Here is a 14603-nt window from a genome sequence, read left to right as displayed (position 1 = left end):
GAAGTCGGCTTTCCTCTGGAAAGCTTCTTATAGGAGGAGAGCTGGATGTCGGCCATATGCAGAAAAGCCGTACCGGAAGATGTTGAACCATTATTTGAAATGATTAAGGGCTATGCAGAGCGTGGGATCATGCTTCCGCGTTCACGGGAAGTACTGCAACGGCAGCTGGAGCACTTTGTTGTAGCTGAAGTGAATGGTGAGGTTGTAGGTTGTGGATCTCTCTGCCGTTTGGGCAATGATCTGGTGGAAGTCAGATCGCTCGGCATCTCCGAAGGTCACAAAGGCATGGGCATTGGCTCACTGCTGCTGGATCGGCTGGTAGAGGAAGCAGAGAAACAACAGATTCCCAAGGTCATGGCGTTGACATATGAGGTATCCTTTTTTCTCAAAAACGGTTTTGCCGTTGTGAACAAGGAGATTTTCCCGGAAAAAGTATGGACCGACTGTGTTCATTGCAGCAAACAGGATTGCTGTGATGAGATTGCCGTATTAAAAGAGTTGAACATTTCAGCCTGATAAACGAATGAACCGTATGGATTGAGCCGAGTAACACTCTATCTCACCTGCGGTTCTTTTTAATTCATGAGATGTACGGTAAAGTTGTTATGTCTTGAAGACATTGGTCTATACTATAAATAGATGAGCGTACTCATCAAACTGACTTGACAATGCTCACGTCATTTTGGTATTTTTGTATTACCGCTTAGCACTCATCTAACCGGAGTGCTAACGACATGGGACAGTACAGTCAGAAGGAGGGAATACTCACCATGTTAACAGAGCGTCAACGAATGATTCTGAACGCTATAGTGGATGACTATATCCGTTCAGCTGAGCCCGTAGGGTCCCGGAGCATTTCCAAAAGGGGAGATGTTGGATACAGTCCGGCGACGATCCGTAATGAAATGGCGGACCTTGAAGATATGGGCTTTCTGGAACAGCCGCATACATCGGCTGGACGCATTCCTTCGCACAAAGGCTATCGATATTATGTCGATCATTTGGTTCCGTGGAATCAGGTGGAGCCGCAAGAGTTGGACGATCTGAAGTCTTTTTTCGCAGAAAAGCTGAACGTGATGGAACAAGTGATTCAGCATGCCTCGGTCATTTTGTCACATATGACGAATTATACTTCGATCCTGCTGGGACCGGAAGTTTTTCACACGTCACTTCGTCATTTTCAACTGCTTCCGCTTAATGAAAGCGAGGCTGTGGCCATCATCGTAACGAATACGGGACAGGTGGAGAACAAGACAGTTCAGATTCCACCCGAAATTTCGGTAGCGGAGATGGAGAATGTAGTTCGTTTATTAAACAGCAAGCTGGTCGGCGTGCCGATTTACAAATTAAAGTCTCGTCTCTACACCGAGCTTGGGCAAGAGATGGAAAGGCATATTACACGTTATGAGGAAGTTATGCAGGTGCTGAACAGTGCCTTTGACAACGAGCATGACAATCGTCTGTTCCTTAGTGGTGCCACCAATATGTTGACCCAGCCAGAGTTTAGAGATATTGAAAAGGTAAAAGATATTCTTGACCTGCTGGATGAGACACCAACACTCATGAAATTGATGATGCCCGTGCAAGGTGGATCTGGTATTCAGGTGCGAATAGGCACCGAGAATGATCATGAAGCCTTCGCCAATTGCAGCCTGATAACGGCATCCTATTCATTGGATGGAGAGGCCTTGGGCTCCATCGGAATTTTGGGACCTACGCGAATGGATTACGCACGTGTCATTCATATTTTAAATACATTATCCCGTGATTTGACGGCCATGCTAACGCATCGCTTCAAATAAGGGAATGAACCATTTCATTCTTATAAGGAGGTGAACATCTTGAAAGAGGAGCAATCATTCGCAGCAGAAGAACAGGAAGCAACTACAGCAGCAGAGCAGGAACCTGTCAATGAAGCCGGAGCTGCAGAAGCACAGGCTGAAGAGATGACAGATCAGGAGCAAGATGAGATCGCACGTTTGAAGGCGGAAGCTGAGGAACATCAACAACGTTTTGTTCGTGCGCAAGCTGATTTTGATAACTTCCGTCGTCGTACACAAAAGGAAAAAGAAGAACTGGCGAAATACGCTTCGATGAAGCTGGTCACCGAACTGGTGCCGGTCATTGATAACTTCGAGCGTGCCATGGCTACTGTACCGGAGGGTACTGAAGTCGAGTCCTTCTCCAAAGGCATCGAAATGATCTTCCGTCAGCTGGAGACTGTGCTGAACAATGAAGGTCTGACGTCAATGGATACGGTAGGACAACCGTTTAACCCCGAATTCCACCAAGCGATCATGTCAGTGGAGAGCGACGAGTATGAAGAAGGTACCGTTGTTGAGGAAGTCCAAAAAGGCTATATGCTGAAGGATAAAGTACTTCGTCCGGCTATGGTTAAAGTTAGCTCATAATTTCTATTAAAGAATGAAATGAGTTTACTCTTGATTGTACGATGCCACCGAAGTTTAATATAAAGGTTAGTACACACATAGAGCACGATTAGGAACAACAAATACAAATAAGGATCAATCTGATCCATTTAAATTGTCGAGGGAGGAAATTTTCCGATGAGCAAAGTAATCGGTATTGACTTAGGAACAACAAACTCATGCGTAGCGGTTATGGAAGGCGGCGAGGCTGTCGTTATTCCAAATCCGGAGGGCGCACGTACAACCCCATCCGTAGTGGGTTTCAAAAAAGATGGAGAGCGCGTTGTCGGTGAAACAGCGAAACGTCAAGCGATCACGAATCCGGATCGTACCATCATGTCGATCAAACGTCACATGGGTACTTCCCACAAAGAAACAATCGATAGCAAAGACTACTCTCCACAAGAGATCTCTGCAATTATCCTGCAAAAACTAAAAACCGATGCTGAAGCTTATCTGGGTCAAACGGTAACTCAAGCAGTTATCACTGTACCAGCTTACTTCAATGACAGTCAGCGTCAAGCGACTAAAGATGCGGGTAAAATTGCAGGTCTGGAAGTTCTGCGTATCGTCAACGAGCCAACAGCAGCAGCTTTGGCATACGGTATGGAGAAATCCGAAGACCAAACGATTCTCGTATATGACCTGGGTGGCGGTACGTTCGACGTATCCATTCTTGAACTGGGTGATGGCTTCTTCGAAGTTAAAGCAACTAGCGGGGACAACCAACTGGGTGGCGATGACTTTGACCAAGTGATCATTGATTATCTCGTAAGTGAATTCAAAAAAGATCAAGGCATTGACTTGAGTAAAGATAAAGCAGCGGTTCAACGTTTGAAAGATGCAGCGGAAAAAGCGAAAAAAGAACTTTCCGGCGTATTGACTACAACGATCTCCTTGCCGTTCATCACGGTAGCTGATGGGGTTCCTCAGCATTTGGAGTTGAACCTGAGCCGTGCGAAATTCGAAGAAATCTCTGCAGGTCTGGTTGAGCGTACGCTTGAACCAACTCGTCGTGCACTGAGCGATGCTGGAATGACGGCTAACGATATCGACAAAATCGTATTGGTTGGTGGTTCCACACGTATTCCTGCAGTACAGGAAGCAATTAAAAAGTTGACAGGTAAAGAGCCTCACAAAGGCGTTAACCCGGATGAAGTTGTAGCTTTGGGTGCTGCTGTACAAGCCGGCGTACTGACAGGTGACGTGAAAGACGTTGTATTGCTTGACGTAACTCCATTGTCCCTGGGTATTGAAACTGCAGGTGGCGTATTCACTAAGATGATCGAGCGTAATACAACGATCCCTACAAGCAAATCTCAAGTGTTCTCCACTTATGCAGATAATCAACCAAGCGTTGAGATCCATGTCCTGCAAGGTGAGCGTGAGATGGCAGCGGGTAACAAATCCCTTGGTCGCTTCATGCTGGGAGATATTCCTCCAGCTCCACGTGGCGTTCCACAAATCGAAGTTAGCTTCGATATTGATGCCAATGGTATCGTTAACGTATCTGCAACAGACAAAGGTACAAACAAAACTCAAAAAATCACCATCACTTCTTCCAGCGGTCTGAGCGATGCTGAAGTTGAACAAATGATGAAAGATGCTGAGTTGCATGCAGAAGAAGATAAAAAGCGCAAAGAACTTGTTGAGGCGAAAAACAGTGCAGATCAACTGATTTACTCTGTTGACAAAACGATCAAAGATCTTGGCGAAAAAGCAGATGCTGGTGAAGTTGAAAAAGCTAATGCTGCAAAAGAAAAACTGCAAGGCGTTCTGGCTTCCGACAATCTGGAGGACATCAAAGCCGCTACAGAAGAACTGACAGAGATCGTTCAACAACTGTCCGTAAAACTGTATGAGCAAGCACAAGCTCAAGAGCAAGCAGCTCAAGGCGCTGAAGAGCAACAAGGTTCTGCAAAACGTGACAACGTCGTAGACGCTGATTACGAAGTTGTGGACGAAGATAAAAAACAAAACTAATTCACGTTTCTTGGTGAATTAATCATCGGTGACGTTCGGATCGAGGGGAAAGTCATAGCCGGGGCTCCCGTGCTTTGGCTTTCCTTTTGTCACGATGTGCGATATGGTGAATGATATGGGGGTGGAAGAGTGGCTGAAAAACGTGATTATTATGAGGTACTCGGCGTCGGCAAAAATGCCAGCGACGAGGAAATCAAAAAGGCATACCGCAAGCTTGCCCGTCAGTATCACCCTGACGTAAACAAGGCTGCTGACGCGGAAGCCAAGTTTAAAGAAGTTAAAGAAGCTTATGATGTGGTCAGTGACGACCAGAAGCGGGCACAGTATGACCAATACGGTCATATTGATCCAAATCAGGGCGGATTCGGCGGCGGTGGCGATTTTGGCGGCGGTGGCTTTGGCGACATCTTCGATATGTTCTTTGGCGGTGGCGGTGGACGACGTGATCCGAATGCTCCGCAACGGGGGAATGATCTGCAATACACCATGACGATTGAGTTCAAGGAAGCGGTATTTGGCAAGGAAACCGACATTACCATTCCTCGTACAGAAGGCTGTGATACTTGTCATGGCTCAGGTGCGAAACCGGGAACCAAACCGGAAACCTGTTCCGTCTGCCAAGGTAGTGGTCAACAGGAAGTTGTCCAAAATACACCGTTTGGCCGCATGGTCAACCGTCGTGCTTGTTCGAACTGTAACGGTTCGGGACAAATTATCAAAGAAAAATGTACAACATGCAGCGGCAGCGGTAAAGTACGCAAACAACGCAAAATTCATGTTCGCATTCCAGCGGGTGTAGATGACGGCGCTCAACTGCGTATGACTGGTGAAGGTGAAGGTGGTCTGCGCGGAGGACCAGCAGGAGATCTGTATATTGTCATCCGTGTAAAATCACATGATTTCTTCGAGCGTGAAGGCGATGATATCTATTGCGAAATTCCGCTCACCTTTGCTCAGGCCGCATTGGGAGATGAGATTGAAATTCCAACGCTGTCCGAGAAAGTGAAGTTGAAGGTCCCTGCTGGTACACAAACAGGAACGTATTTCCGTCTCAAAGGCAAAGGCGTACCACGCCTGCGCGGCATGGGGCAAGGGGATCAGCATGTGAAAGTCGTTGTAGTTACGCCTAGCAAGCTGAATGACGAGCAGAAGGACCTGCTTCGCCAAATTGCTGCGCTAGATGGAGAACAAACTCATGAGCATGAGCAATCCTTCTTTGACCGGGTGAAACGGGCCTTCCGTGGAGACTGAGTCGTAATCATTAATGTAAAAAGGACACCACAGCGGTTTTTCCGCAGGGTGTCCTTTTTTTGCATAATATGGACTCGGCTGCGGAAAGATACCAGACATGAGCATTCAGTGGTTTACTGATGTGCCGAAATTAGGGAAGCAGGTGAACCGGATGACCGAAAAAAATATTTTGGCTTATTTCCATAGCCCGGAGCAGGCGGAAGGGGCAGCCAAAAAACTGGAGGCAATACGAGTGGAAGACCTGTCTATCAATCGATTCAGTCGTTATGCGGGTGTCGGGCCAAGCGGAGCATCCTATACGCCAGGTGTATCAGGCAGTTTTTCTTCCTGGGTACCAGGTGCTTTAGGTACGAATGCCAGCGCTGGAATCATGGCCGCAGCAGATCCTTCTGCGAGCGGTATGAGCGATGGCGGACAAGAGGGCCCGACGGGTAGAGATGTATTGCTGACCGTCGTCGTTGACGAGGCAGTACATCACCGCGCCCTATCCATTATCGAACAAGCCGGCGGTATGATCTAGTTTCACCAAATCTATATAAGATGGACAAAGAAATTACACTTTAACGGAGGGTGTAGAACCAATCTGAAGAAGCGAAGCGTTCGCCTGAAAGCTTTCATAAGAAAGCTACTTCGGAAGCATATGCTATCACCGGATTTCTCCCTTTAAGAAGGGAGATGAAGAAATCTGGGGATAACAGCGATCGGAGGATGGTACTACAATCGGAGTGGCACAGTGTAACAAGTATTAGTTCATTTTATATAGATACCTAATTTGAAGGAGGAGCATAACGATGGCAGAACATGAACGTCCAGGCAAAATTTTGACGAAAACGGAAAAGATGAAGCGAATGCAGTCCGCCAAAAATGAGGATGTAGAATTCAGTGCCGAAGCTGCAGATCATGAAGATATAGAGGCTTTGCGTCGCAGTGAAGCGGCCGATCGTCGTCAGGGTCGGGAGATTCATGACTGAAGAACGCTCTGTAGTGATTATTGAAGCGGTGTTTACGAGTTGGTCCGAGGCTGAATCTGCACGCAGAGCTCTGGAATTGCTGCACCCGAACCAGCTGAGTATCGAGAGTCTGAATGACTCGTCGCCTTCACTGGATTCGAGAACGCCTGAGGGCACGGATAACTCCACCATGGCTCTGATTGGGGGATTCAGTGGTGAGCTGAATGTACTTTCCCTTATTAGCGACGAGACCGAGATGTTGTCGGGTGGACAAGTGTATGACGATTCGGATGCTGGTTCTGAAGGCAGGTCCAAGCAAGAAATCTTACTGACCGTATCCGTATCCAGTGACTCTCTCCCACAAGCTGCAGAAATGATTACTCAGAACGGTGGACGCTTTTGCTAACAAGTTAATCGAGTTATGTCAGAATTAAAACAGGGTATTCAAGCAGTGAAGGCTGCGGGTATCCTGTTTTTGTTGTTTTTTTTACTGTCGCGGTTTTGTACTCCTGCTTGCTTGTGTAGTACAATGGTTGGGATGTTTGAAAAATGAGGAGGAAAAACGAAGTATGTTATGGCATGAACTAACAATACATACCACAGAAGAAGCTGTGGAGATGATTTCGAATTTTTTACATGAAGCGGGTGCTGGAGGGGTTTCGATCGAAGAGTCCGGTACTTTAAATAAAAAACGGGATACGACGTATGGCGAGTTGTACGAGTCTCCTCTGAATGATATTCCTGAAGGCTTTGCCGTCATAAAAGGATACTTCTCCGAAGGTACGGACATGGAGGCATTGCAATCTGAAGTAAGTCCACGAATTGAGCAACTTTCCGAATTCGATATCCAAACGGGTGAGGTTCGTTTTGAGACTCGAACAGTGGATGAAAATGATTGGGCAAACGCCTGGAAACAATACTTCAAGCCGGTACGTGTCTCGGAACGTCTAACCATTAAACCGACATGGGAAGAGTATACGCCGGAAAGTGCGAATGAGAAAATTATTGAGCTTGATCCAGGCATGGCGTTTGGTACTGGTACACATCCAACCACTTCGCTTTGTCTGCGTACACTGGAATCGGTAATTCAAGGTGGCGAGGAAGTCATTGACGTAGGCACAGGCTCTGGCATTTTGGCCATCGGAGCTATCCACCTTGGTGCAAAACATGTATTGGCACTGGACCTCGACCCCGTTGCCGTAATCAGTGCCAAGGAAAATGTGGAACTGAATGGGCTGGAACAACAAATTACGGTTAAAGAGAGTGATCTACTGTCTGTTCTGGGCAGTCAGGACCCTGCGCTGGGCGTGAAACTCCCGGTGAAAGTTATCGTTGCTAATATTTTGGCCGAGGTTATTATGATGTTTGTGGATGATGTCTATCATGCGCTTGAGTCTGGCGGCGTTTATATTACCTCAGGTATTTGGAAAAATAAAGAGCAGCTTGTCCATGATGCGCTCGTTGCTTCCGGCTTCGAAATCAGTTCGGTTCATCGCGATGAGGACTGGATCGCGTTTGTGGCCAGAAAGAGGTAACCGATGGATTTGAACTCGTTCTTTCGTTATCCGCTGGATCAACTACCGTTTTTCTTGTTGACCATCCTGATTGCTTTTACGGTGCATGAATTTTCTCATGCCTATTTTGCCAACAAATTCGGCGATCCGACAGCTAAGTTGTTGGGCAGGGTTACGCTGAATCCGGTCGTACATTTTGACTTATTTGGTGTGTTGCTGCTCCTTATTGCCGGTTTCGGTTGGGCACGTCCTGTCCCAGTGAATCGGGCCAATTTCGACAAACCGAGATTAATGGGTGTCATTGTATCGGTAGCGGGTCCTCTGAGCAATTTGCTGCTTGCGATCATCGGTACGATCATCTATGCTTCCCTGGTTGGTTCGGGAGCATTGGGTGGCATTGAAAATGAGCGTTTGCTAACAGCGATATCCACCTTCTTTTACATGTTCAACCTGACGAACTTTTTCCTATTTCTGTTTAACCTCATTCCATTGCCGCCGCTGGACGGTTATCGAATTCTTGAGGACTTACTGCCCCCTTCAATTAGCCGCAAGCTGCAGGGAGTAGAGCAATGGTCCGTATTTATTTTCCTGCTGATTCTTGTAATCCCACCGTTGCAAAGAGCAACGATTCAGCCGTTATACCAATTGGCATATGATATGTATGTTGATTTTTCCTATTTGATTTTGAAGCTGTTTTAAGAGGAACAATTAGGAGTGTTTTTGGACTGAAATACTGGTCAGAAGCACATAAAAGTTGTATGATCATCTGTGGCGATTGGATTCACGCCTGCCTTTAGGCGGGGTGAATTCCAGTCATAACAGGATAGAATGGGTGGACAGACTTATGCAGCGTTATTTTGTATCTGCAGAACAGTTTAATGAACATTCCGTGGTGATCACGGGTGATGATGCGCGCCATATCGGCAAAGTAATGCGTGGTAAACCTGGAGATAAACTAATTGTCAGTGACGGAAACTCCAAAGAAGCTTTGGTGGAGATTGAAAGCATCGAAGCCCAGCAAGTAACAGCGAATATTGTGGAATCGCTCGAAATGGACCATGAAGCGCGTATACGTGTAACCGTGGCTCAAAGCTTGCCAAAAGGCGATAAGATGGAGACAGTCATTCAAAGATGTACAGAGATCGGAGCGGTTTCCTTTGTTCCTTTCCTGTCTGAGCGTACGATTGTGCAATATGATGCCAAGAAAGAAGGCAAACGGTTGGAGCGGTGGCGGAAAATCGCCAAGGAAGCCGCTGAACAAAGCCATCGGAACCGCATTCCATCCGTCGAGCAGCCACTTTCCTGGAAAGGGCTGCTATCTTCTTTTGAGGGCTACAGTCTGGTATGTTATTGTTATGAAAAGGAAAACGGCAAGCAGTTAAGAGACGCATTGAAGCCGTTTGTAGAGAAACTTGCACCTGATGCGAGTGCTGAAGTGTTGATCGTTGTTGGACCTGAGGGCGGATTTTCGGAGAGGGAAACGATTGAAGCCGATCAGGCAGGTGCTGTATCCGTTGGACTGGGCAAACGCATCTTGCGGGCCGAGACGGCTGGAATGGCGGCGCTAACTTGTGTCTTATATGAATCCGGAGAAATGGGGGGAATGTAATTATGCCATCCGTGGCGTTTTACACCTTAGGCTGCAAAGTTAATTTTTATGATACAGAGGCGATTTGGCAATTGTTCAAAAACGAAGGATACGATCAGGTAGACTTCGACGAACAGACAGCGGATGTATACTTGATTAATACTTGTACAGTAACCAATACCGGCGACAAAAAGAGCCGCCAGATTATCCGTCGTGCCATTCGGCGCAACCCGGACGCGATTGTAGCCGTTACAGGCTGCTATGCGCAAACTTCTCCGGCAGAGATTCTGGACATCCCAGGTGTGGATCTCGTCATCGGTACACAGGATCGGGACAAAATTTTGCCATATGTCAATGAAATTCAGGAATCCCGTCAGCCCGTCAATGCTGTGCGCAACATCATGAAAACGCGGGTATTTGAAGAGATGGACGTACCGGATTTTGCCGATCGTACCCGTGCTTTTCTGAAGATTCAGGATGGTTGCAATAACTTTTGCACGTTCTGCATTATTCCGTGGTCGCGTGGGCTTTCACGTAGCCGGGAAGCAAACAGCATCATCCAACAGGCTCATCAACTCGTACACGCCGGATACAAAGAAATTGTTCTGACAGGCATTCATACCGGTGGATACGGGGATGACATGGAGAACTATGATCTGACAGATCTGCTATGGGATCTGGACAAAGTGGAAGGTCTGGAGCGTATTCGTATCAGCTCGATTGAAGCTAGCCAGATTGACGACCGTATGCTGGATGTGATCAAACGTTCAGACAAACTGGTGCGGCACTTCCACATTCCGCTTCAAGCAGGCGATGATACTGTACTGAAACGCATGCGTCGTAAATATACGACCGAAGAGTTTTACAATAAAATGCTTCGTATTCGGGAAGCAATGCCGGATGTAGCGATTACGACCGACGTCATTGTTGGGTTCCCGGGTGAGACGGATGAGATGTTCCGTAACGGCTATGAGCTGATGAGGAAAATCGGTTTTTCCGAAATGCATGTATTTCCATATTCTAAACGGACCGGTACACCGGCAGCACGTATGGATGATCAGGTGGATGAGGAAGTCAAAAATGCACGTGTGCATGAATTGATTGATCTGTCTGAGCAAATGCAACTGGCATACGCCAAGCAGTTTGTGGGGCAAGTACTGGATGTCATTCCTGAAGGTGAAGCGAAGGGCCGCGAGGGCAGTGGTAAACTGCACGGTTACAGCGACAACTACATTCAGCTGGTCTTTGATGGTTCCATGGATATGGTTGGCAAAGTATGTCGTGTCAAAGTGACCGAGGCGGGTGTGAATGAAAGCCAGGCTACGCTGGTCCGTGTGTTGGAAGAAAATCTCAAGTCCGCAGCGATGTAATCGAGGCGTCAGAAACAAGGATTTCATTTCCTTGGGGAGCGTACCCGTGGAGATGAGGTCCTTCTTTTTCCAAAAAAAGATGAAGACAATTCCGTAATGGGGGAGAGCAACATGAACAGAAAAGAAATTTCGGCAGGCGGAGTCGTGTACCGCACGGGAGAAGACGGAAAGCTTCAAATTCAACTGATTGTAGATCGCTACGGCAAAACAACTCTCGCCAAGGGCAAGATGGAAGATGGAGAAACGGTGGAACAGACCGCACTGCGTGAGATTTTGGAAGAGACGGGCATGGTCGGCCGCATTATAGAACCCGTCAATATCATCGCCTATACGTATCAGCATGCTGAGTTTGGTCCGGTGGACAAGGAAGTTCATTATTATCTCGTTGAAGCGGAAAGCGGCGATCTGCAGCCTCAGATTGAAGAAATCAAAGGTGTGGATTGGTACACTCCGGAAGAAACTTGGTCCAGACAGCAGCATAGCGGATACGATAATAACGATGACATTTTACGTGTAGCGCTGAACAAATTAGGCATTACCGTTTAGCTGTTTTCGTTTGAGTAATGAAGAATTGCTACTGTTTGTCGAGAGAGTTCTAAACATCAGGCCACGGGTGACTTCGCCACTGGGGTGGAGACCGGTGGTTTTTTGTGCCAAATCGGCAAGTAACAGAACGGCAAGGCAAGCAGTGAACTGGTGACGTTAAAAAGGGTCTGGGCATGCGCAATCTGTGCCCCGTTATCCGCTGACAACCAGGCCGAAGCTGCATGCAGCTGGCCGATCAGCGGCATAAATAGCAGCGCCCCCGCTATGTTTAAAACGACATGGGAGGCTGCGACAAATTTGCCTGCGGATGCTCCTCCAGCGGCAGCAATCACGGCGGTGATACAGGTCCCTACGTTCGACCCGATCACAATGGCGATGCCGATCTCCACAGGTAGTACACCTGTGGCTGCCAGCGTAATCGCCATGCTGATGACGGCTGCGCTGCTATGAATGAGCGCCGTCAGACAGGCACCTGCCAGAAAACCCCACCACAAACTGTCGGCTGAGCGGTCCAGGAACCACTGGAATACGCCCATACTTCGCAGGGGTACGGCAATGGATTGCATCACTTGTATGCCTGTCATGACGAGGGCAAATCCGGCGGACGCAAGAAAGCTGTATTGCATAGTAAACAGCGTCCGGCGTGTGTGCTCAGGAGCGGCCTGATTGCGTTCGCCAAGCACTACGAAGACGGCCCAGCCCGTCAGGGACAGAGCAAGCAGAGGCAGGGAAACTCGTCCGATTTGTAGTCCGACCAGCTCGGTGGTTAGGCACGTCCCGATGTTCGTTCCAAGAATAATGCCGAGGGTGCGTCCGTAGGTAATCAATCTGGCGTTTGCCAGCCCAATGGTTAGCACGGTGACGGCAGTACTGCTTTGCAGCAGGGCTGTGGCGCCTGCACTGAAAGCCATGCCTTTCCAGGGAGCAGAGGTAGCCCGGCCCAGCCAACCAGCCAGCATCGGCCCGGCCATCCGTTGCAAGGCTGTTTCCATCAGCTTCATTCCACCAAAAAAGATAAGAAGCCCATATAATAGGGGCAGCACAACATCTCTGAACATAAGTTAACATCATTCCTTCCGTGCATGTCCTTATCTCATCCTATGAGTAAGGAAGGACAACCATGACTGGCTAACGGAATTCTGGAGTCAACAACAGCATTTGAAAGACCGGTAAGTTATCTTAACGGTCACCGAGTTTTACCGCGCCCCTATTCGAAAGATACGGAGATTCTGCAACGGAGCGGAGGGGATGGAATTGGAACTGTAGAAGCGAAGCGTTCGCCTTTGTCTCCAAATTTTAACCTTTTGAATAATAAATCACGAAAATTGGGAGACAACAGCGATCGAAAGTCCAATCCATCCCCGTAGCGGTCTCCGTTGCACCAAGCCTATCTTTTGAACAATAAATTAAAGGAAGTGGATCTATCTTGCCATCAGTTACACTGGAACGCAGCCGCAAAAAGCGGCTTGAACATGCACATCCATGGATATATAACAATGAAATTGCCTCTGTTGACGGAAGTCCCGAGCCTGGAGATCTGGTCAACGTATTAAATCATCAAGGTCGCTATCTCGCGACGGGATACTATAACCCTGCATCTCAAATCACAGTTAGAGTCGTGGCCTATCAACCTTTGGAGTTTGAACAGATGGACACCGCATTTTTTGCTGCGCGTTTTCGCGATTGCTTGCGCCACCGGGAGCGTTTTATCCAGGATGGAGAGGCATACCGTCTCGTTTATGGGGAAGCTGATTTTCTGCCAGGACTGATTGTTGACCGTTTTGGTAGCATCCTTGTTGTTCAACTTCTCACACTCGGCATGGACCGTTGCCGCGAAGCAATTGTACAAGCTCTAATTGAAGTGATGCAGCCGGAAGGCATCTATGAACGCAGTGATGTGTCTATTCGTGAACTGGAAGGCTTGGAGCAGACGAAAGGACCATTGTATGGGGATTGCCCGCGTCATGTCACGGTAACGGAGAACGGATTGCTCATTAAAGTGGATATCGTGGAAGGCCAGAAAACAGGTTACTTCTTCGACCAGCGCGAAAATCGCGCAGCCATCGAACCGCTTATGAAGGGCTGGGGTTACAAGAGTGGTATTACGCTCCAACAGACCGAGCAGGATGGTACGCAACAGTTACTTCCTGTCAATAAAAGCGGCAAGGTTGTGACGTTCCCTTATTGGGACGGAGCCACTGTGCTGGAATGTTTCTCCCACACAGGCAGCTTCACATTGAACGCCTGCAAATATGGAGCCAAAAAAGTAACATGCCTTGATATCTCAGAGCATGCGATTGAAAGTGCACGAACCAACGTAGAGCTGAACGGTTTCACTGACCGGGTGGAATTTGTCGTTGCGGATGCATTCCAATACTTGCGTGAGCAGGTCAAAGGCCTGGATGATCGTAATGTACGTGCGCGTGCTGGCGAACAGAAAGTGGATACTTCCAAAGCGCTCGCCTCCGGTGGTAAAACATTTGATGTGGTTATCCTTGATCCACCAGCCTTTGCCAAAACGAAATCAGCAGTCAAAGGCGCATGCCGTGGATATAAGGACATCAATCTGCAAGGAATGAAGCTGGTGAATGAGGGCGGGTATCTGGTAACGGCAAGTTGTTCTTACCATATGCGTCCGGATCTCTTTCTGGAAACCATTGCGGATGCAGCTGAGGATGCGGGCAAAGTGCTTCGTCTGATTGACTGGAAAGCAGCCGGTAAGGATCATCCGCAAATTTTGGGCGTAGATGAAGGTCATTACCTGAAATTTGCCATCTTCGAAGTACGCAGCAAAAAGAATTAATCGGAGCGATATCCATTTTGATCGGACATATATTTACGCAAAAAGCCCACAGTTTTCATAAGCTGTGGGCTTCTTGCTATGCTCGTGAAGATGATCTCCGGAATTGCCGGATAGTGGCAAACGTATGTTCCGAACGAAGTCAGATATGTTATACTGGGAATTAAAATCT

The 14603-nt window shown here is 47.8% G+C and carries 15 protein-coding genes; 14 read left to right on the top strand and 1 reads right to left on the bottom strand.

Features of this window, described 5'->3' with window-relative positions; translation table 11 throughout:
• Positions 1-45 precede the first annotated feature (45 nt).
• The 13 genes from AMS66_RS13490 to AMS66_RS13430 all read left to right on the top strand — a co-directional run bounded on the left by AMS66_RS13490 (position 46) and on the right by AMS66_RS13430 (position 11631).
• Positions 46-516, top strand: coding sequence for an N-acetyltransferase (locus AMS66_RS13490; protein ID WP_053781289.1), 471 nt, complete (start codon positions 46-48; stop codon positions 514-516).
• A gap of 254 nt (positions 517-770) precedes the next feature.
• Positions 771-1802 (top strand): heat-inducible transcriptional repressor HrcA, encoded by a 1032-nt coding sequence (gene hrcA / locus AMS66_RS13485; RefSeq protein WP_053781288.1) that lies wholly within the window; start codon positions 771-773, stop codon positions 1800-1802.
• A 39-nt stretch (positions 1803-1841) separates the two neighbouring features.
• Positions 1842-2411, top strand: a complete 570-nt coding sequence (grpE, locus tag AMS66_RS13480; RefSeq protein WP_024628496.1) for a nucleotide exchange factor GrpE — start codon at positions 1842-1844, stop codon at positions 2409-2411.
• Between the two features lie 156 nt (positions 2412-2567).
• Positions 2568-4412, top strand: coding sequence for a molecular chaperone DnaK (gene dnaK / locus AMS66_RS13475; protein WP_053781287.1), 1845 nt, complete (start codon positions 2568-2570; stop codon positions 4410-4412).
• Positions 4413-4541: 129 nt separating this feature from the next.
• Entirely contained in the window at positions 4542-5663 is a 1122-nt protein-coding gene (dnaJ, locus tag AMS66_RS13470; RefSeq protein WP_053781286.1) for a molecular chaperone DnaJ, read from the top strand.
• Between the two features lie 151 nt (positions 5664-5814).
• A complete protein-coding gene (locus tag AMS66_RS13465; protein WP_053781609.1) occupies positions 5815-6183 on the top strand; it encodes a hypothetical protein in 369 nt (122 codons plus the stop codon).
• A 271-nt stretch (positions 6184-6454) separates the two neighbouring features.
• The gene (locus AMS66_RS13460; RefSeq protein ID WP_024628492.1) at positions 6455-6634 is read left to right on the top strand and encodes a YfhD family protein; all 180 of its coding nucleotides are present in this window, start codon (positions 6455-6457) and stop codon (positions 6632-6634) included.
• The gene (locus tag AMS66_RS13455) at positions 6627-7019 is read left to right on the top strand and encodes a hypothetical protein (protein WP_053781285.1); all 393 of its coding nucleotides are present in this window, start codon (positions 6627-6629) and stop codon (positions 7017-7019) included. The genes AMS66_RS13460 and AMS66_RS13455 overlap by 8 nt, the downstream gene beginning before the upstream one ends.
• Before the next feature lie 163 nt (positions 7020-7182).
• Complete coding sequence (gene prmA, locus AMS66_RS13450; protein WP_053781284.1) at positions 7183-8148, top strand: 50S ribosomal protein L11 methyltransferase; 966 nt, start codon at positions 7183-7185, stop codon at positions 8146-8148.
• Between the two features lie 3 nt (positions 8149-8151).
• A complete protein-coding gene (locus AMS66_RS13445) occupies positions 8152-8826 on the top strand; it encodes a site-2 protease family protein (protein ID WP_053781283.1) in 675 nt (224 codons plus the stop codon).
• A 145-nt stretch (positions 8827-8971) separates the two neighbouring features.
• The gene (locus AMS66_RS13440; RefSeq protein ID WP_053781282.1) at positions 8972-9736 is read left to right on the top strand and encodes a 16S rRNA (uracil(1498)-N(3))-methyltransferase; all 765 of its coding nucleotides are present in this window, start codon (positions 8972-8974) and stop codon (positions 9734-9736) included.
• Positions 9737-9738: 2 nt separating this feature from the next.
• Entirely contained in the window at positions 9739-11085 is a 1347-nt protein-coding gene (gene mtaB, locus AMS66_RS13435) for a tRNA (N(6)-L-threonylcarbamoyladenosine(37)-C(2))-methylthiotransferase MtaB (RefSeq protein WP_053781281.1), read from the top strand.
• Positions 11086-11196: 111 nt separating this feature from the next.
• Entirely contained in the window at positions 11197-11631 is a 435-nt protein-coding gene (locus AMS66_RS13430; RefSeq protein WP_053781280.1) for an NUDIX hydrolase, read from the top strand.
• Between the two features lie 56 nt (positions 11632-11687).
• On the opposite strand, the gene AMS66_RS34850 is transcribed toward AMS66_RS13430, so the two are convergent.
• Positions 11688-12689 (bottom strand): Na/Pi cotransporter family protein, encoded by a 1002-nt coding sequence (locus AMS66_RS34850; RefSeq protein ID WP_053781279.1) that lies wholly within the window; start codon positions 12687-12689, stop codon positions 11688-11690.
• Between the two features lie 368 nt (positions 12690-13057).
• Between AMS66_RS34850 and AMS66_RS13420 the strand changes: the two genes are divergently transcribed.
• Entirely contained in the window at positions 13058-14434 is a 1377-nt protein-coding gene (locus tag AMS66_RS13420; protein ID WP_053781278.1) for a class I SAM-dependent rRNA methyltransferase, read from the top strand.
• Positions 14435-14603 lie beyond the last annotated feature (169 nt).

Origin of the sequence: Paenibacillus xylanivorans (genome assembly GCF_001280595.1) — a bacterium.
GTDB classification, from domain to species: domain Bacteria; phylum Bacillota; class Bacilli; order Paenibacillales; family Paenibacillaceae; genus Paenibacillus; species Paenibacillus xylanivorans.
The sequence above is the reverse complement of the archived record's forward strand: the minus strand, read 5'-3'. Positions and strand labels throughout refer to the sequence as shown.

Bases quoted from the DNA above. Each gene is read 5' to 3' on its own strand.
- hrcA (WP_053781288.1), top strand. From the start codon at position 771: ATGTTAACAGAGCGTCAACGAATGATTCTGAACGCTATAGTGGATGAC.
- AMS66_RS13465 (WP_053781609.1), top strand. From the start codon at position 5,815: ATGACCGAAAAAAATATTTTGGCTTATTTCCATAGCCCGGAGCAGGCG.
- AMS66_RS13490 (WP_053781289.1), top strand. From the start codon at position 46: ATGTCGGCCATATGCAGAAAAGCCGTACCGGAAGATGTTGAACCATTA.
- AMS66_RS13455 (WP_053781285.1), top strand. From the start codon at position 6,627: ATGACTGAAGAACGCTCTGTAGTGATTATTGAAGCGGTGTTTACGAGT.
- prmA (WP_053781284.1), top strand. From the start codon at position 7,183: ATGTTATGGCATGAACTAACAATACATACCACAGAAGAAGCTGTGGAG.
- AMS66_RS13430 (WP_053781280.1), top strand. From the start codon at position 11,197: ATGAACAGAAAAGAAATTTCGGCAGGCGGAGTCGTGTACCGCACGGGA.
- AMS66_RS34850 (WP_053781279.1), bottom strand. From the start codon at position 12,689: ATGTTCAGAGATGTTGTGCTGCCCCTATTATATGGGCTTCTTATCTTT.
- AMS66_RS13445 (WP_053781283.1), top strand. From the start codon at position 8,152: ATGGATTTGAACTCGTTCTTTCGTTATCCGCTGGATCAACTACCGTTT.
- mtaB (WP_053781281.1), top strand. From the start codon at position 9,739: ATGCCATCCGTGGCGTTTTACACCTTAGGCTGCAAAGTTAATTTTTAT.
- dnaK (WP_053781287.1), top strand. From the start codon at position 2,568: ATGAGCAAAGTAATCGGTATTGACTTAGGAACAACAAACTCATGCGTA.
- AMS66_RS13460 (WP_024628492.1), top strand. From the start codon at position 6,455: ATGGCAGAACATGAACGTCCAGGCAAAATTTTGACGAAAACGGAAAAG.
- AMS66_RS13440 (WP_053781282.1), top strand. From the start codon at position 8,972: ATGCAGCGTTATTTTGTATCTGCAGAACAGTTTAATGAACATTCCGTG.